This is a genomic window from Streptomyces sp. P17, from assembly GCF_032436805.1.
Lineage (GTDB): Bacteria > Actinomycetota > Actinomycetes > Streptomycetales > Streptomycetaceae > Streptomyces.
The window spans coordinates 42,924-60,776 of record NZ_JAVRBF010000055.1 but is presented as its reverse complement, the minus strand read 5'-3'; the positions used below and the strand labels follow the sequence as shown (position 1 = coordinate 60,776).

12 protein-coding genes and 1 pseudogene are annotated in these 17,853 nt (G+C 69.7%); 5 read left to right on the top strand and 8 right to left on the bottom strand.

All coding sequences use genetic code 11. The features are described from left to right. Positions 1 to 35 precede the first annotated feature (35 nt). The gene (gene dnaJ, locus RMT89_RS30340) at positions 36 to 1,172 is read right to left on the bottom strand and encodes a molecular chaperone DnaJ (RefSeq protein WP_315886972.1); all 1,137 of its coding nucleotides are present in this window, start codon (positions 1,170 to 1,172) and stop codon (positions 36 to 38) included. Continuing rightward, complete coding sequence (gene hrcA / locus RMT89_RS30335; protein ID WP_315886971.1) at positions 1,173 to 2,189, bottom strand: heat-inducible transcriptional repressor HrcA; 1,017 nt, start codon at positions 2,187 to 2,189, stop codon at positions 1,173 to 1,175. A gap of 161 nt (positions 2,190 to 2,350) precedes the next feature. Here hrcA and RMT89_RS30330 point away from each other — a divergent pair, with 161 nt between their 5' ends. Together RMT89_RS30330 and RMT89_RS30325 are read left to right on the top strand one after the other, a co-directional pair. Continuing rightward, entirely contained in the window at positions 2,351 to 3,079 is a 729-nt protein-coding gene (locus tag RMT89_RS30330) for an MBL fold metallo-hydrolase (protein WP_315886970.1), read from the top strand. Positions 3,080 to 3,110: 31 nt separating this feature from the next. Further along, the gene (locus tag RMT89_RS30325) at positions 3,111 to 3,917 is read left to right on the top strand and encodes a DUF3097 domain-containing protein (RefSeq protein ID WP_315886969.1); all 807 of its coding nucleotides are present in this window, start codon (positions 3,111 to 3,113) and stop codon (positions 3,915 to 3,917) included. On the opposite strand, the gene hemW is transcribed toward RMT89_RS30325, so the two are convergent. Together hemW and RMT89_RS30315 are read right to left on the bottom strand one after the other, a co-directional pair. After that, entirely contained in the window at positions 3,918 to 5,150 is a 1,233-nt protein-coding gene (hemW, locus tag RMT89_RS30320; protein WP_315886968.1) for a radical SAM family heme chaperone HemW, read from the bottom strand. A 56-nt stretch (positions 5,151 to 5,206) separates the two neighbouring features. Continuing rightward, on the bottom strand, positions 5,207 to 7,063 hold the full coding sequence (locus RMT89_RS30315) for a SpoIIE family protein phosphatase (RefSeq protein ID WP_315886967.1): 1,857 nt from the start codon (positions 7,061 to 7,063) through the stop codon (positions 5,207 to 5,209). A 101-nt stretch (positions 7,064 to 7,164) separates the two neighbouring features. Between RMT89_RS30315 and RMT89_RS30310 the strand changes: the two genes are divergently transcribed. Both RMT89_RS30310 and RMT89_RS30305 read left to right on the top strand, forming a co-directional pair. Further along, positions 7,165 to 11,217, top strand: a complete 4,053-nt coding sequence (locus tag RMT89_RS30310) for a HAMP domain-containing protein (RefSeq protein WP_315886966.1) — start codon at positions 7,165 to 7,167, stop codon at positions 11,215 to 11,217. Next, a pseudogene (locus tag RMT89_RS30305) lies at positions 11,214 to 11,657 on the top strand (two-component system response regulator); the annotation flags it as partial. The gene RMT89_RS30310 and the pseudogene RMT89_RS30305, both read left to right, overlap by 4 nt. A gap of 30 nt (positions 11,658 to 11,687) precedes the next feature. On the opposite strand, the gene RMT89_RS30300 reads toward RMT89_RS30305, so the two are convergent. After that, entirely contained in the window at positions 11,688 to 13,562 is a 1,875-nt protein-coding gene (locus RMT89_RS30300; RefSeq protein ID WP_315886964.1) for an AMP-dependent synthetase/ligase, read from the bottom strand. A 251-nt stretch (positions 13,563 to 13,813) separates the two neighbouring features. Further along, a complete protein-coding gene (gene lepA, locus RMT89_RS30295) occupies positions 13,814 to 15,682 on the bottom strand; it encodes a translation elongation factor 4 (RefSeq protein ID WP_315886963.1) in 1,869 nt (622 codons plus the stop codon). Between the two features lie 252 nt (positions 15,683 to 15,934). Between lepA and rpsT the strand changes: the two genes are divergently transcribed. Beyond that, on the top strand, positions 15,935 to 16,201 hold the full coding sequence (gene rpsT, locus RMT89_RS30290; protein ID WP_274238865.1) for a 30S ribosomal protein S20: 267 nt from the start codon (positions 15,935 to 15,937) through the stop codon (positions 16,199 to 16,201). 189 nt (positions 16,202 to 16,390) lie between these two features. On the opposite strand, the gene RMT89_RS30285 is transcribed toward rpsT, so the two are convergent. Together RMT89_RS30285 and holA are read right to left on the bottom strand one after the other, a co-directional pair. Continuing rightward, positions 16,391 to 16,786: a nuclear transport factor 2 family protein gene (locus RMT89_RS30285; RefSeq protein ID WP_315886962.1), complete on the bottom strand. Its 396-nt coding sequence runs from the start codon at positions 16,784 to 16,786 to the stop codon at positions 16,391 to 16,393. Positions 16,787 to 16,852: 66 nt separating this feature from the next. After that, positions 16,853 to 17,839, bottom strand: a complete 987-nt coding sequence (holA, locus tag RMT89_RS30280; RefSeq protein WP_315886961.1) for a DNA polymerase III subunit delta — start codon at positions 17,837 to 17,839, stop codon at positions 16,853 to 16,855. Positions 17,840 to 17,853 lie beyond the last annotated feature (14 nt).

Sequence of the window (17,853 nt, the reverse complement as noted above, 5' to 3'; positions counted from 1 at the left end):
GACCCCCGAACCCCCAGCAGTCCGCCCAACTCGCCTCAGCGACCGTTGAACGCGTCCTTCAGCCGCGAGAACAGGCCTTGCTGACCGGGCTGGAACTGCCCCTGCGGCCGCTCCTCGCCCCGCAGTTTCGCCAGCTCGCGCAGCAACCGCTCCTGCTCCGGGTCGAGCTTGGTCGGGGTCTGGACCTCGACGTGGACGATCAGGTCGCCCCGGCCGCCGCCGCGCAGATGCGTGACGCCCCGGCCGTGCAGCGGGATCGACTGACCGGACTGGGTGCCCGGGCGGATGTCGACCTCCTCCATGCCGTCGAGGGTCTCCAGCGGCACCTTCGTGCCGAGGGACGCCGCCGTCATCGGGATCGTCACCGTGCAGTGCAGATCGTCCCCGCGCCGCTGGAACATCGCATGCGGCAGCTCATGGATCTCGACGTACAGGTCACCGGCCGGACCGCCACCGGGCCCGACCTCGCCCTCACCGGCGAGCTGGATCCGCGTGCCGTTGTCGACACCGGCCGGGATCTTGACCGTCAGGGTGCGACGCGACCGTACGCGACCGTCACCGGCGCACTCCGGGCACGGCGTCGGAACCACCGTGCCGAAGCCCTGGCACTGCGGACACGGCCGCGAGGTCATGACCTGGCCCAGGAAGGACCGCGTCACCTGCGACACCTCACCGCGCCCGCGGCACATGTCACATGTCTGCGCGGAGGTCCCCGGCGCGGCGCCCTCACCGTTACAGGTGTTGCAGACGACCGCCGTGTCGACCTGGATGTCCTTCGTCGTTCCGAAGGCCGCCTCGTCGAGCTCGATCTCCAGACGGATCATGGCGTCCTGGCCACGGCGGGTACGCGAGCGCGGACCGCGCTGCGACGCCGTACCGAAGAAAGCGTCCATGATGTCCGAGAAGTTCCCGAAGCCACCCGCGCCGAACCCGCCCGCGCCCGCGCCGCCCGCCTGGGACAGCGGGTCGCCGCCGAGGTCGTAGACCTGCTTCTTCTGCGGGTCCGAGAGCACCTCGTAAGCGGCGTTGATCTCCTTGAACCGCTCCTGGGTCTTCGGATCGGGGTTGACGTCCGGGTGCAGCTCGCGCGCGAGCCGCCGGAAGGCCTTCTTGATCTCTTCCTGCGACGCGTCGCGACGCACGCCGAGAACGGCGTAGTAGTCCGTGGCCACTTACGACTCCGCCAGGATCTGTCCGACGTACCGTGCCACTGCGCGTACCGCTCCCATCGTTCCCGGGTAATCCATGCGGGTCGGTCCGACCACGCCGAGCTTGGCGACTGCCTCGCCGCCCGAACCGTAGCCGACCGACACGACAGACGTGGAGTTGAGTCCCTCATAGGCGTTCTCGTGCCCGATGCGCACGGTCATGCCCGAATCCCCCGCCTCACCAAGGAGTTTGAGGAGCACCACCTGCTCCTCAAGGGCCTCCAGGACGGGCCGGATGGTGAGGGGGAAGTCATGTCCGAAGCGGGTGAGATTGGCGGTGCCGCCGATCATCAGCCGCTCCTCGTTCTCCTCGACCAGCGTCTCCAGCAGTGTGGAGAGGACGGCCGAGACCGTGCCGCGGTCCTCCGTGTCGAAGCCCTCGGGGAGGTCCTCGACGAGCGTCGGCACATCGGTGAAGCGCCGGCCCGCGACCCGGCTGTTCAGCCGCGCCCGCAGATCGGCCAGCGACGTCTCGCCGAACGGCGCCGGGCAGTCGACCATCCGCTGTTCGACCCGCCCGGTGTCCGTGATCAGCACGAGCATCACGCGCGCGGGAGCGAGCGAGAGCAGCTCGACATGGCGCACGGTGGAGCGGGTGAGCGACGGATACTGCACGACCGCGACCTGCCGGGTGAGCTGGGCCAGCAGCCGCACCGTCCGAGCGACGACGTCGTCGAGATCGACGGCGCCTTCGAGAAAGCTCTGGATGGCACGCCGCTCGGGCCCGGTCATCGGCTTGACGCCGGCCAGCTTGTCGACGAAGAGGCGGTAGCCCTTGTCCGTCGGGATGCGGCCGGCGCTGGTGTGCGGCTGAGCGATGTAGCCCTCGTCCTCCAGCGCCGCCATGTCGTTGCGGACGGTCGCCGGGGAGACGCCGAGGTTGTGCCGCTCGGTCAGGGCCTTCGACCCCACCGGCTCCTCGGTGCCCACATAGTCCTGGACGATGGCGCGCAGCACCTGAAGCCTGCGTTCGCTCAGCATCCGCGCTCACCTCCAGAAGTCGTCCCCCAGTCCCCCGGGGCGCCTCGCCTGGCACTCTGTCCGTCCGAGTGCCAGCGTTCCCGGCCCCAGTGTACGGCGGTGGGGTACTCCCCCGGCAAGGTCGGTCCTGCTGTGACGGCTCGTACAGCTAGCGTCGCGGTATGACGGTGACTTGGGAAGAGCTCGGGTGGGAGCGGGTCGCGGACGGTGTGGGGCGGTGCCGGCTGCCGGGCTGGGACTGTACGGCGGGGCTGGTCGTCGGCGAGGGTACGGCGCTGGTGGTCGACGCCGGGTCGAGCCTGGCCGAGGGGGCGCGGCTGCGGATGCGGGCGGAGGCGCTCGCCGGTCACCGTGTGACCCATCTCGCGCTGACCCATCCGCACTTCGACCATGTCTTCGGGGCGGCGGCGTTCGCGGGCGCGGAGGTCTACGGCGCGGTGGGCGTCGACTCGGTGTACGGGCCGCACGGGCGGGCGGAGCTGCGCGCGGACGCGGTACGCCACGGCATGGACGCGCGCGCGGCGGACGAGGCGGTGGACACCCTGGTGCAACCCCGCCACCACGTCTCCGGCGAGTGGACCCTGGACCTCGGCCCCGGCCGCCAGGTCCTCCTGGCCAACGTCGGACCCGGCCACACCGCCCACGACCTGGTCGTCCTGGTCCCGGGCAGCCCCGAGGCCGTCTTCTGCGGCGACCTGGTCGAGGAGTCCGGCGAACCCCAGGCGGGCCCGGACGCCGTACCGTCCCAGTGGCCGGCGGCATTGGACCGCCTGCTGTCCTTGGGCGGCGAGGACGCGCTGTACGTGCCCGGCCACGGAGCGGTGGTGGACGCGGCGTTCGTACGGCGGCAGCGAGACGCCCTGGCGGCCCGTTTCGGCGTGTCGCTCTGATCGCCGTACGGCTTCTCCTATCGTCATCCGAATGCGCCAGTACTCTGCGGACCTGACCCCGCCGTGGAAGAAGCCCAAGCCGGTCCCCGAGGTCGAGGCGGAGCCCGGCCTGGTGGTGGAGGAGCCCGGCACCGGCTTCTGCGGCGCGGTGATCCGCTGCGAGGCGGGAACGGTCACCCTGGAGGACCGCTTCGGCAAGCACCGGGTGTTCCCCCTGGAGCCGAGGGGCTTCCTGCTGGAGGGCAGGGTGGTGACGCTGGTACGACCGGCTTCAGGACGGGTCCGCCCGGCCCGGACCGCCTCCGGCTCGCTGGCCGTTCCCGGCGCCCGCGCACGCGTGGCCCGCGCCGGACGCATCTACGTCGAGGGCCGCCACGACGCGGAACTGGTGGAGAAGGTCTGGGGCGACGACCTGCGCATCGAGGGCGTGGTGGTGGAGTACCTGGAGGGCGTGGACGACCTCCCCGCGATCGTCTCCGACTTCGCCCCGGGCCCCGACGCCCGGCTGGGCATCCTGGTGGACCACCTGGTGCCGGGCTCGAAGGAGTGGCGGATCGCACAGGAGGTGACCAGCGAACACGCGCTGGTCGTCGGCCACCCGTACATCGACATCTGGGAGGCGGTGAAACCGTCGGCCCTGGGGATCGCGGGGTGGCCGCGCGTACCGCACGGCCAGGACTGGAAGACGGGCGTGTGCAGGGCCCTGGGCTGGCCGTCGGAGAACACCGGCGCGGTCTGGCAGGCGATTCTGGCGCGGGTGGGGTCGTACAAGGACCTGGAACCGGAGCTGCTGGGACGCGTCGAGGAACTGATCGACTTCGTCACGGCCACGGACTGATCAGTCCACCAGATCCCGCACCACCGCGTCCGCCAGCAACCGCCCCCGAAGCGTCAGCACCGCCCGCCCCTCGTCGTACGGCCCCTCCTGAAGCAGCCCCTCGCCCAGCGCCCGGCGTGCGGCCGCGAGCCCGTCCGCGCGCAGGAGATCGAGCGGCGCCCCCTCCCGCAGCCGCAGCTCCAGCAGGATCCGCTCCACCCGCCGGTCCTCGTCCGACAGCAGCTCACGCCCCGCTCCAGGGGAGCGCCCACCCGTAAGCGCCGCCGCGTACGCCCCCGGATGCTTCACGTTCCACCAGCGCACCCCGCCCACGTGCGAGTGCGCTCCCGGACCGGCGCCCCACCAGTCGGCGCCCCGCCAGTACAGCTCGTTGTGCAGGCACCGGCCGGCCGCAGAGGTCGCCCAGTTGGAGACCTCGTACCACTCGAAGCCCGCCGAGGACAGTACGGACTCCGCCATCAGATAGCGGTCCGCGTGGACGTCGTCGTCGGTCATCGGGACCTCGCCCCGGCGGATGCGGCGCGCGAGCTGCGTGCCCTCCTCGACGATCAGCGCGTACGCCGAGACGTGGTCAGGACCGGCGCCGATCGACGAATCCAGCGACGCCCGCCAGTCCTCGTCCGTCTCCCCCGGGGTGCCGTAGATCAAGTCGAGGTTGACGTGCGAGAACCCGGCCGCCTTCGCCTCCGCCACGCATGCCTCCGGACGGCCCGGCGTATGCGTCCGGTCCAGCACCTTCAGCACATGCTGCTTCGCGCTCTGCATACCGAAGGAGATCCGGTTGAAACCGCCCTCCCGCAGCCGGGAGAGGTACGCCGGATCCACCGACTCCGGGTTCGCCTCCGTCGTGACCTCCGCGCCGGGCGCGAGACCGAACTCGTCCCTGATCGCCCCGAGCATCCGTACGAGATCGTCCGCCGCCAGCAGTGTCGGCGTACCGCCGCCCACGAAGACCGTCCGCACCGCGCGCGGGTCGTCGCCCAGTACCTTCCGCGCCAGCCGGATCTCGTCGATCAGGGTGTCCGCGTAGTTGTCGCGGGAGGCGAGGACGCCACCCGTCCCGCGCAGTTCGGTGGCGGTGTAGGTGTTGAAGTCGCAGTACCCGCAGCGGGTCGCGCAGTAGGGGACGTGCAGGTAGAAGCCGAGCGGGCGGTCGGCCGCGCCGGCGAGCGCGGCGGCGGGCAGCGTGCCGTCGTCGGGGACCGGCTCGCCGTCGGGGAGTGCGGAAGGCATGCCTTCCATTGTCCAGCACCCCGGACCGTTGCTCGGCACCCGAGCACTCCGCGCCTTTACTCGGCCTGGAGCACCAGCAGCGCCAGATCGTCCTCCGGCGGCCGGCCCCCGAAGTCGTGCACGAGTCGCCGGATCCGCTCCGCGATCGACTGCGCGCTCAGCCCCGCACACCCGGCGAGCGCCGCCGCGAGCCCGTCCCCGTCGTCGAACTGGCGTGAGCCGCTGCGCCGCTCCGTCACCCCGTCCGTGACACACAGCAGGCTGTCCCCGGGCCGCAGCTCAAGGGTCTCGCTGGTGTACGTGGCGTCCTCGATGACCCCGAGGAGGGTCTGCGGCCGCGCGGCCGTACGGACGTCCCCGTCGGGGCCGAGCAGCAGCGGCAGCGGGTGTCCGGCGGAGGCGAGGGTGCAGCGGACGCCGCCGTCGAAGGGGGCCAGTTCGCCGTACAGGAGGGACAGGAAGCGGGTCTGCGGGCCGTCGCCCGGCGCCGCGGGGCCGACCAGGGCGCGCGCTCCGGCGTCCGCGGCCTCCGTGGCGTCGTCGAGGAGGAGCTGGTTGAGCCGGTCCAGGACGTCGGCGACGCGGTACCCCTCGCGGGCCAGCAGCCGTAGCCAGGGGCGGGCCAGGCCGATCACCACCGCCGCCTCCGGGCCCTTGCCCTGGACGTCGCCGACGGCGAAGCACCAGCGGCCGTCGGCGGCCGGGAACACGTCGTAGAAGTCGCCGCTCGGTCCGCCCTTGTCGCAGGGCTCGTAGACGAGGGCGCTGCGCACCCCCGGGATCTCGGCGACGGCGCCGGGCAGCAGTCCACGCTGCAGGACCGCGCTGATGGTGGCCTGGCGGGCGTACTGCCGGGCCGCGCCGATGGCGAGCGCGACCCGGCGGCCGAGGTCCTCCACGAGCCCGGTGACCTCGTCGGGGAAGTCCGCGGGACCGGCCCGCCCGATGACGAGCGTGCCCAGCGGCCGGCCGCCCGCGATCAGGCGGTACGCCAATGACGTGCCCGCGGGCTCCAGCGCCTCACCGGGCCAGGGGTGCGGCACGGGCCCGGAGCGCAGGTCGTCCGGGCGGGGCGGCTCCTTCTCCAGCGCCACGCGCAGTTCCCCGATGCGGTTCTCGCTGCCGTGCCAGACCCGGGCGAGCCGGGGTCCGGCGCCCGCGGTGCCATGCGGTCCCCAGCCGCGCCCGGTGAGCTCGTCCTCCAGCCACACCGCGCACCAGTCGGCGAGCCGGGGCACGAGCAGTTGCCCGGTGAGCGCGGCGACCAGGTCCTCGTCGAGCTGCCCGGCGAGCAGGTCGGAGGCCTCGGCGAGGAAGGACAGGGCACCCCGGCCCAGCCAGTCCCGGTCGCGCTCGGGCCGACGCGGTCCGGGGCCCGGTATCGAGAGGGGGCGCGGGGTCCCGGCCTCCTCCTGGTGTTCCTCCGCGGGAAGCCGCGCCCACACGGTCTTCACGCCGGTGCGGTACGTCACGCCCCAGGACTCGGCGAGCCGGGCGACCAGGCTCAGTCCGCGCCCGTACTCCGAGGTGCCGTACGCCGGTTCGCTCGCGCCGTCGCGCGGGGCGCGCGAGGGGTGGCGGTCGGAGACCTCGACGACGATCGCGCCGGTCTCCTCCTCCGTCCGGCAGACCAGCTCGACGTCGGTACCGGCGTGGACGACGGCGTTGGTGACGAGCTCGCTCACGACCAGGACGGCGTCGTCGGCGAGGCGGCGGGTGTGCTGTTCGGTGCCGGGCAGACCGAGTTCGGCCCACTCGGTGAGGCCGGCGCGTACGAGTGCGCGGGCGGAGCCCGGCGCGAGGGGGCTTCCGGGCAGGGTCGCGCAGGTCCACGCGCGCGGACGCACGCTCTCGTGCACAGGCACATCAGAGGCCCGGGAAGCGGTCTCCCGTTGCGCCGGAATGGCCCCCATGGACAGCTCCCCGAGCGGTTCGGACGAATAGCCTCGGTCGACGCGGACAGAGTGACAGACTGGCCACGCCCATAAGCACCGAGTTACCGAAGTGGGCCGCCATGAGTGAGAAGAGTGGTACACGCGTGCTCGAAGACGGTCAGATTCGAGCATCGGATCTGCGTCCTCTGCTCGCCGCGCTGGCGGCAGCCCGGGACGGCGATTTCCGCGAAGTGGCCGATCCCGGCACCGGTGTGGTGGCCGAACTCGTCGCGGCCTACAACCAGATCATGAAGCGCAGTCTGCACTTCAACTCCGAGGTGCAGCGGGTCAGGAGAGAGCTCGTACGGCACGGCCGGCTCGACGAGCGGCTGGCGGCGAGCCCGGGCCAGGGTGCGTGGACGGCCCGGGTCAACGACGTGAACCAGCTCCTCGACGCCATCGTGGCCCCGGCGGCCAACGCGACGCGGGTGCTGGACGCGGTGGCGGGCGGCGATCTGACCCAGCGGGTCGATCTGCACGACGGCTCCCGGCAGTTACGCGGCGATCTGCGGCGCCTCGGCCGGGCCGTGAACAAGATGGTCGACCAGCTCTCCCTGTTCACCGGCGAGGTGACCCGGGTGGCCCGCGAGGTCGGCACCGAGGGACGGCTCGGCGGGCGGGCCAAGGTGCAGGGCCTTTCGGGCAGTTGGCGGGATGTGACCGAGGCCGTCAACACCATGGCGTCCCGGCTGACGGCACAGGTGCGCGACATCGCCCTGGTGACGACGGCCGTGGCGCGCGGCGACCTGACCCGTACGGTCACCGTCGAGGCGACCGGCGAACTGCTCGAACTGAAGCTGACCGTCAACACGATGGTCGACCAGCTCTCCGCCTTCGCCGACGAGGTGACCCGGGTCGCCCGCGAGGTCGGCACCGAGGGCCAGTTGGGCGGCCGGGCTCAGGTGCGGGGTGTCTCCGGGGTCTGGAAGGACCTCACGGACAACGTCAACTTCATGGCGTCGAACCTGACTTCACAGGTCCGCAACATCGCCCAGGTGACCACGGCCGTCGCCAACGGAGATCTGAGTCAGAAGATCACCGTCGACGCCCAGGGCGAGATCCTGGAGCTGAAGTCCACCATCAACACGATGGTCGACCAGCTCTCCGCGTTCGCCGACGAGGTGACCCGCGTCGCCCGCGAGGTCGGCACCGAGGGAAACCTCGGCGGCCGGGCTCAGGTGCGCGGTGTGTCGGGCGTCTGGAAGGACCTCACCGACAACGTCAACTTCATGGCCGACAACCTCACCTCACAGGTGCGGAACATCGCCCTCGTCTCCACCGCCGTGGCCCAGGGCGACCTCGGCAAGAAGATCACCGTGGAAGCGAAGGGCGAGATCCTGGAGCTGAAGTCCACCATCAACACGATGGTCGACCAGCTCTCCGCCTTCGCCGACGAGGTGACGCGCGTGGCCCGCGAGGTCGGCACCGAGGGAAACCTCGGCGGTCAGGCGCAGGTGCGGGGCGTGAGCGGGGTCTGGAAGGACCTCACCGACAACGTCAACTTCATGGCCCTGAACCTCACTTCGCAGGTCCGCAACATCGCCCAGGTGACCACGGCGGTGGCCAACGGCGACCTGTCGAAGAAGATCACCGTCGATGCCCGGGGCGAGATCCTCGAACTCAAGGACACCGTCAACACGATGGTGGAGCAACTGCGCGCCTTCGCCGACGAGGTGACGAGGGTGGCCCGCGAGGTCGGCACCGACGGACGGCTCGGCGGACGGGCCCAGGTGCTCGGCGTCTCCGGCGTCTGGCGGGATCTGACGGACAACGTCAACTACATGGCGGACAACCTCACTTCGCAGGTCCGCAATATCGCCCAGGTCGCCACCGCCGTCGCCCAGGGCGACCTGTCGAAGAAGATCGACGTGGACGCGCGCGGCGAGATCCTGGAGCTCAAGACCACCATCAACACCATGGTCGACACGCTCTCCTCCTTCTCCTCCGAGGTCACCCGCGTGGCCCGCGAGGTGGGCTCGGAGGGACAGCTCGGCGGCCAGGCCCGGGTGGAGGGCGTGTACGGCACCTGGAAGCGCCTGACGACCAATGTGAACGAGCTCGCCCTGAACCTCACCACCCAGGTCCGCGCCATCGCGGAGGTGGCCTCGGCCGTGGCGCAGGGCGACATGTCCCGTTCGATCACCGTGGAGACACAGGGCGAGGTGGCCGAGCTCAAGGACAACATCAACCTGATGGTGGCCAACCTGCGCGAGACGACCCGCGCCAAGGACTGGCTGGAATCCAACCTCGCCCGTCTCGCCGCCCTGATGCAGGGCCACCGGGACCTGATGGAGGTCGCCGACCTCATCCTGCGCGAGCTGACCCCGCTGGTGAACGCCCAGTACGGCGCCTTCTACCTGGCCGACCCCGACGAGGACAGCGCGCTGCGCACCATGGTGCCCGCGAAGGGCCTCGCCTTCATCGCCGGCTACGGCGCCGCCCAGGGCGCGACCGTGGAGACCGGCGGACTGCCCGTGCACGGCCTGGTCCGGCAGGCGGCCCGGGAGAAGAAGCGCATTCTCGTCGAGGGGGCCCCACCGGACTACATCAAGATCAACAGCGGGCTGGGGGAAGCGGCCCCCACCACCATCGTCATCATCCCGATCCTCTTCGAGGACAAGCTCCTCGGGGTGATCGAACTGGCGTCCTTCTCCCGCTTCTCCGATGTCCACCTGGCCTTCTTCGACCAGTTCGTGAACACCATCGGCGTCGCGATCAACACCATCATCGCCAACTCCCGCACCGAGTCCCTGCTCGGCGAGTCCCAGCGCCTCGCCATGCAGCTCCAGGAGCGCTCGGACGAACTCCAGAAGCAGCAGGCGGAGTTGCAGCGCTCGAACGCCGAACTGGAGGAGAAGGCAGCCCTGCTGGCCACCTCCTCGCAGTACAAGTCGGAGTTCCTGGCCAACATGTCGCACGAGCTGCGCACCCCGCTGAACTCCCTGCTGATCCTGGCCAGGCTGCTCTCGGACAACCCGGACGGTCATCTGTCCGACCAGGAGGTCCAGTTCGCGTCGACGATCCACCGCTCGGGCTCGGACCTCCTCCAGCTGATCAACGACATCCTCGATCTGTCGAAGATCGAGGCGGGCCGGATGGACGTACGCCCCAAGCGCCTGCCGCTGATCAAGCTCCTGGACTACGTCCACGCCACGTTCCGCCCCCTCACCCACGACCGGGGGCTCGCCTTCGAGGTGTCGGTCGGTGAGGACGTCCCGCGCGAGATGTACTCGGACGAGCAGCGCCTCCAGCAGATCCTGCGCAATCTGCTGTCCAACGCCATCAAGTTCACCGCGTCGGGCCGGGTCGAGCTGCGGGTCGGCCGGGTCACGGAGCCCGAACTCGTGGGCGTCCGGGAGAGCGGCGAGGTGATCGCCTTCGAGGTGTCCGACACCGGCATCGGGATCGCGCCGGAGAAACTCCCGGTGATCTTCGAGGCGTTCCAGCAGGCCGACGGCACCACCAACCGCAAGTACGGCGGCACCGGCCTCGGTCTGTCCATCAGCCGGGAGATCGCGGGCCTGCTGGGCGGCCGTATCGTCGCCGAGAGCGAGCCCGGCAAGGGCTCCACCTTCACCCTGTACGTCCCTGTCGTCAGCCCGGGCCATCCGGTGACCGAGGACAGGAGCGCCGTACTGATGCCGGAGCAGGTGTCCACCGTGCCGGAGGCCGACGACGCCTGGCCCGCGCCGACCAGGCTGGAGGAGTGGCAGTCGGGGCGGGCGGGGCAGATCCTGTCCGGGCGGCGGGTGCTGATCGTGGACGACGACATCCGCAATGTGTTCGCGCTGACCCATGTGCTCGGCCGGGTCGGGATGCCGGTGCTCTACGCGGAGAACGGCCGCGAGGGCATAGAGACGCTGGAGCGCAACCCGGACGTCGAACTCATCCTGATGGACATCATGATGCCGGAGATGGACGGCTACGAGACCATCGCCGCCATCCGCCGCGCCCGCCGCTGGGTGGGCCTGCCCATCGTCGCGCTGACCGCGAAGGCGATGCCCGGGGACCGGGAGAAGTCCATCGCGCGCGGCGCCAACGACTACGTACCGAAGCCGGTGGACGTCGACCGACTGCTCACCGTGGTGTGTGCTCTGCTGGACCCGGGGGGAGCCGACGAGACCACGCCATGAACGCCGAAGACATGCACGACGAGCGTGCCGGCATCCTCCTGGTCGACGACATGGAGGACAACCTGATCGCACTGGAGGCGGTCCTGGGTTCCCTCAACGAGCCGCTGGTACGCGCCCGTTCCGGCGAGGAGGCCATGAAGGCCCTGCTGCGCCACCGCTTCGCCCTGGTCCTGCTCGACATCCGGATGCCGGGCATGGACGGCTTCGAGACGGCGGCGAACATCAAACGCCTCGACCAGACGAAGGACGTCCCGATCATCTTCCTCACGGGTGCGGAGGACGACGCCGACTACACCTTCCGCGGCTATGCGACGGGCGCCGCGGACTACCTGACCAAGCCCTTCGACCCCTGGATCCTCAGGGCAAAGGTCAGGGTGTTCCTGGACCTGCACCAGAAGCAACTCCAACTGGAGGCGCTGCGGGCGGAGGTCCAGGAACTGCGCGAACTGCTGAACAAGGAGCCGTCGTAGCTACGCCTCGCGCGTACCCGCGTACATCTCGTCGAGGAGGTGCTGGTACTCCCGCTCCACCACCGGCCGCTTCAGCTTCAGGCTCGGCGTGATCTCACCGTGCTCCACATCGAGATCCCGGGGCAGCAGCCGGAACTTCTTGATGGTCTGCCACCGCTGAAGCCCCTCGTTGAGCTGCTTCACATACCCCTCGACCAGGGCGACGGTATCCGGCGCGGCCACGATCTCCGCGTAGGACTTGCCCTCCATCCCGTTCTCCTTGGCCCAGCCGAGAAGAGCGACCTCGTCCAGCGCGATGAGCGCCGTACAGAAGTTCTTGTCCGCGCCGTGCACCAGGATGTTGGAGACGTAGGGGCAGACCGACTTGAAGGAGCCCTCGATCTCCGTCGGCGCGATGTACTTGCCGCCGGACGTCTTGAACAGGTCCTTCTTGCGGTCGGTGATCCGCAGATAGCCGTCGGGCGACAGCTCGCCGATGTCCCCGGTGTGGAACCACCCGTCCGGCTCCAGCACCTCCGCCGTCTTCTCGGGCAGCCCGTGGTAGCCCTCCATGATCCCGGGCCCGCGCAGCAGGATCTCGCCGTCGTCGGCGATCCGGACCTCGCAGCCGGGCAGCGGCTTGCCGACCGTGCCGGTGCGGTACGCCTCGCCCGGGTTGACGAAGGACGCCGCGGAGGACTCGGTCAGGCCGTAGCCCTCCAGGATGTGGATACCGGCGCCGGCGAAGAAGTAGCCGATCTCCGGGGCCAGCGCGACCGAGCCGGAGACACAGGCGCGCAGCCGCCCGCCGAAGGCCTCCCGCAGCTTGGAGTAGACGAGCGCGTCGGCGACCTTGTGCTTCGCGCCGAGCCCGAAGGGGACGGACGCGGTGCCGGTGCGCCGGAAGTTGTCCTGGCTGACCTTGGCGTACTCGCGGGCCACCTCGGCCGCCCACTGGAAGATCTTGTACTTGGCGCCACCGCCCGCACGGGCCTTGGCGACGACCCCGTTGTAGACCTTCTCGAAGATGCGCGGCACGGCCGCCATGTACGTCGGCTGGACGACCGGCAGATTCTCGATGATCTTGTCGACGCGGCCGTCGACGGCGGTGACATGGCCGACCTCGATCTGGCCGGAGGTGAGCACCTTGCCGAAGACGTGCGCGAGCGGCAGCCACAGGTACTGCACGTCGTCCTGGCCGACGAGCCCGGTCGCGGCGATGGCCTTGGCCATGTACGACCAGTTGTCGTGCGGGAGCCGCACACCCTTGGGACGCCCGGTGGTGCCGGAGGTGTAGATGAGGGTGGCGAGCTGGTCCTTGGTGATCGCGCCGACCCGCTCCTTGATCAGGTCGGGGTCCTTCTCCAGACGGGCGGCGCCGCGCTTCTCCAGCTCGTCCAGGGTGAGGATCCAGTCGGCGGTCTCGACGCCGGCCGGGTCGATCACCACGACATGCGTGAGGTCGGGCAGCTCGGCGCGCTTCTCGACGGCCTTGGCGAGCTGGGCCGCGTCCTCCGCGATCAGCACCCGGCTGTCGGAGTCGGAGAGGATGAACGCCGACTCCTCCGCGTTGGTCTGCGGATAGATCGTGGTCGTGGCCGCGCCGGCGCACATGATGCCGAGGTCGGCGAGGATCCACTCGATCCGGGTCGAGGAGGCGAGGGCGACCCGCTGCTCGGGCTGCACCCCCAGCTCGATCAGGCCGGCGGCGATCGCGTAGACCCGCTCGGCGGCCTCGCCCCAGTTCAGCGACTTCCAGTCGTCCGGGCCTTCCCCGGCTGCGTTCGGCACGGGATAGCGATAGGCCTCGGCGTCCGGCGTGGCCGTCACGCGCTCCAGGAAGAGGGCCGCCACGCTCGGCGGACGGTTCTCGATCAAAGTCTGTGTGTCGCTCACGACATCCTCCGGGGCCCGCGACGATGCGGCTGGCTCAGAATGCGGCTGGTTCTACTCGCGTGCCGTTGTTTAACTCGCGAGTAACTATCGAGCAGGGATCAGAGTAAGGCGCGACCGGCCGGGGCGTAAGAGTCCGCGCCCTGTCACTTCCTACAGAGACCTACCCCTCACATGCGCAGGGGCCCGCCGCACTTTCGTACGACGGACCCCTGAGTGCCCGTTTTGCCGGGGTGGGCGGACGTAACCGGCGGTTACTTCTTGCCCTTGCCCGACCCCGCGCTGTCATCACTGCTCAGTACGGCGATGAAGGCCTCCTGCGGAACTTCCACGGAACCCACCATCTTCATCCGCTTCTTGCCCTCCTTCTGCTTCTCCAGCAGCTTTCGCTTACGGGAGATGTCACCGCCGTAGCACTTGGCGAGGACGTCCTTGCGGATGGCGCGGATGGTCTCGCGGGCGATGACCCGGGAGCCGATGGCGGCCTGGATGGGCACCTCGAAGGCCTGCCGGGGGATCAGCTCGCGCAGCTTGGCGACGAGCCGCACGCCGTACGCGTACGCGGCGTCCTTGTGGGTGATCGCGGAGAAGGCGTCCACCTTGTCGCCGTGCAGCAGGATGTCGACCTTGACCAGGCTGGAGGTCTGCTCGCCGGTGGGCTCGTAGTCCAGGGAGGCGTAACCGCGCGTCTTCGACTTCAGCTGGTCGAAGAAGTCGAAGACGATCTCCGCGAGCGGCAGCGTGTAGCGGATCTCGACCCGGTCCTCGGACAGGTAGTCCATGCCGAGGAGGGTGCCGCGCCGGGTCTGGCACAGCTCCATGATCGAGCCGATGAACTCGGTCGGGGCGAGGATCGTGGCGCGTACGACGGGCTCGTACACCTCGTTGATCTTGCCCTCGGGGAACTCGCTCGGGTTGGTGACGGTGTGCTCGGTGCCGTCCTCCATCACCACCCGGTAGACCACGTTCGGCGCGGTGGCGATCAGGTCGAGTCCGAACTCGCGCTCCAGACGCTCACGGATCACGTCGAGGTGCAGCAGCCCGAGGAAGCCGACGCGGAAGCCGAAGCCGAGGGCGGCGGAGGTCTCCGGCTCGTAGACGAGGGCGGCGTCGTTGAGCTGGAGCTTGTCGAGGGCCTCGCGCAGCTCGGGGTAGTCGGAGCCGTCCAGCGGATACAGACCCGAGAAGACCATCGGCTTCGGGTCCTTGTAACCGCCGAGGGCCTCGGTCGCGCCCTTGTGCTGGCTGGTGACGGTGTCACCGACCTTGGACTGGCGGACGTCCTTCACACCGGTGATCAGATAGCCCACCTCGCCGACGCCGAGACCGTCGGCGCCGAGCATCTCCGGCGAGTTGGTGCCGATCTCCAGCAGCTCGTGGGTGGCACCCGTCGACATCATCTTGATGCGCTCGCGCTTGCTGAGCTGGCCGTCGATGACACGGACGTACGTCACGACACCGCGGTAGGAGTCGTAGACCGAGTCGAAGATCATCGCGCGGGCGGGGGCGTCCTTGACGCCGACCGGCGCCGGGACCTCGCGGACGACCCGGTCGAGCAGCGCGTCGACGCCGACACCGGTCTTGGCGGAGACCCTCAGGACGTCGCCGGGCTCACATCCGACCAGGTTGGCGAGCTCCTCGGCGAACTTCTCGGGCTGCGCGGCCGGCAGGTCGATCTTGTTCAGTACGGGGATGATCGTGAGGTCGTTCTCCATCGCCAGGTAGAGGTTGGCGAGGGTCTGCGCCTCGATGCCCTGGGCGGCGTCGACCAGGAGGATGGTGCCCTCGCACGCGGCGAGCGACCGGGAGACCTCGTAGGTGAAGTCGACGTGCCCCGGGGTGTCGATCATGTTGAGGATGTGCGTGTTGCCCGGGTCCGTGGTGGGCGCCCAGGGCAGACGCACGGCCTGGGACTTGATGGTGATACCGCGCTCGCGCTCGATGTCCATGCGGTCGAGGTACTGAGCGCGCATCTGCCGCTGCTCGACCACTCCGGTCAGCTGGAGCATCCGGTCGGCGAGCGTGGACTTGCCGTGGTCGATGTGCGCGATGATGCAGAAATTGCGGATCAGAGCCGGGTCGGTTCGGCCCGGTTCGGGCACATGGCTAGGGATCGCGGGCACGCAGGGTCCTGATTCTTGAGGTGTCCGCAGCCGTCTGCGGTCTCGGGTCGGAACGATCGGGTCTATACGTAGGCTCCATGGTCCCACGGGTGGCGACCGGAGACCGGTTTGGGCCGCATGCTGGGCCGCTGGTAGTCTGGGTGGCTGTGTCTCATGCCCTCTCAGCGCGAGGCACACCCCAAGAAAATCACCCGGTGCGGATTCCGTGCGGCTCCCGTGCGGCCCCGTGCCAGAACCTGTAGAGGCTCATTCGTGGCGAACATCAAGTCCCAGATCAAGCGGATCAAGACCAACGAGAAGGCTCGGCTGCGCAACAAGGCCGTCAAGTCCTCCCTGAAGACCGCGATCCGCAAGGCCCGTGAGGCCGCTGCCGCGGGTGACGTCGAGAAGGCCACCGAGTACCAGCGCGCTGCCGCGCGTCAGCTCGACAAGGCCGTCTCGAAGGGCGTCATCCACAAGAACCAGGCCGCCAACAAGAAGTCGGCGCTTGCTTCGAAGGTCTCGGCGCTCAAGGGCTGACCCTTTTTCTTGATCTGATCGCCGGAAGGACCCAGAGCGGGCCCTCTCTCATCCGCTCCCGACCGGCACCCCGGATCCGCACGCGGCCTGCGTTCGCCACGCGGGTGCGGATCCAGCAGCTTCAACCGAAGGCCCCGGCGCCTCGCCCTACCCCAGGGCGGGCACCGGGGCCTTCGGCGTGTGCCGGGGTCATGTCCAGAAGTCGTTGGCCTTGTCGATGTCCTCGACACACTCGTCGAGATCGGTGGCCTTGTCTCCGACGATCCGGAAGATGATGCAGCCCTTCTCGTCGATGCGCTTTCCCTTGCGTTCGGCGGAGAAGCGGTGCATGGCGACGCAGTGGCCGCGGCCGTCGACCATGAGATGCATCAGTTCGGCTTTCATCGTGCCGCCGGTCTCCTCGAAGAGCCGGCCGTACATCTCGATGATCGCGTCCTGGCCCTTGTAGTCACCGGACAGCGGGTGGCTGCCGGGAACGTGGTGGGTGCAGTCCGACGACATCAGCCCGCGCAGGGCGTCCATGTCACCGCGTTGGAAGGCCTCGTATCCCTTGCGGACAAGCTGTGCGTGGGGGTGTTCAGCCATGGCGACCGCCACCTTTCGTAGTCCGGCGATGGTGGCTGACACGCACGATTTTCCTCGCCGTCGCGACTAACGTCCTCTGGAACGGGCCGCCCGCGCGATGATCACGACCGCCTTCTCCAGGGCGTACTCGGGGTCGTCCCCGCCGCCCTTGACCCCGGCGTCGGCCTCGGCGACGGCCCTCAGCGCCACGGCGACCCCGTCGGGCGTCCAGCCGCGCATCTGCTGGCGCACCCGGTCGATCTTCCAGGGCGGCATGCCCAGCTCGCGGGCGAGGTCGGCGGGCCGCCCGCCGCGGGCGGAGGAGAGCTTCCCGATGGCTCTGACGCCCTGTGCGAGGGCGCTGGTGATCAGGACGGGGGCCACGCCGGTGGCCAGGGACCAGCGCAGCGCCTCCAGCGCCTCGGCGGCCCGGCCCTCCACGGCCCGGTCGGCGACGGTGAAGCTGGAGGCCTCGGCGCGTCCCGTGTAGTACCGCCCGACCACGGCCTCGTCGATGGTCCCCTCGACATCGGCGACCAGCTGCGTCACGGCGGACGCCAGCTCCCGCAGATCACTCCCGATGGAGTCGACGAGCGCCTGACAGGCCTCGGGGGTGGCGGACCGTCCGGTGGCCCGGAACTCCTGCCGTACGAAGGCCAGCCGGTCCGCGGGCTTGGTCATCTTGGGACAGGCGACCTCCCGGGCCCCCGCCTTCCGGGCGGCATCGAGCAGCCCCTTGCCCTTGACCCCACCGGCGTGCAGCAGCACCAGCGTGATCTCTTCGGCGGGCGCCCCGAGATACGCCTTCACATCCTTGATCGTGTCGGCGGACAGATCCTGCGCATTCCGCACGACGACGACCTTTCGCTCGGCGAAGAGCGAGGGACTGGTCAGCTCGGCAAGCGTGCCCGGCTGCACCTGATCGGAAGCCAGATCCCGCACATCGGTATCGGCATCAGCAGCCTTGGCAGCCCGCACCACCTCCTGCACGGCCCGATCGAGCAACAGCTCCTCCTGCCCCACGGCAAGCGTCACGGGGGCAAGCGGATCGTCAGCAGCACTTTTCCTGGCCATCGGGTCAAGGATGG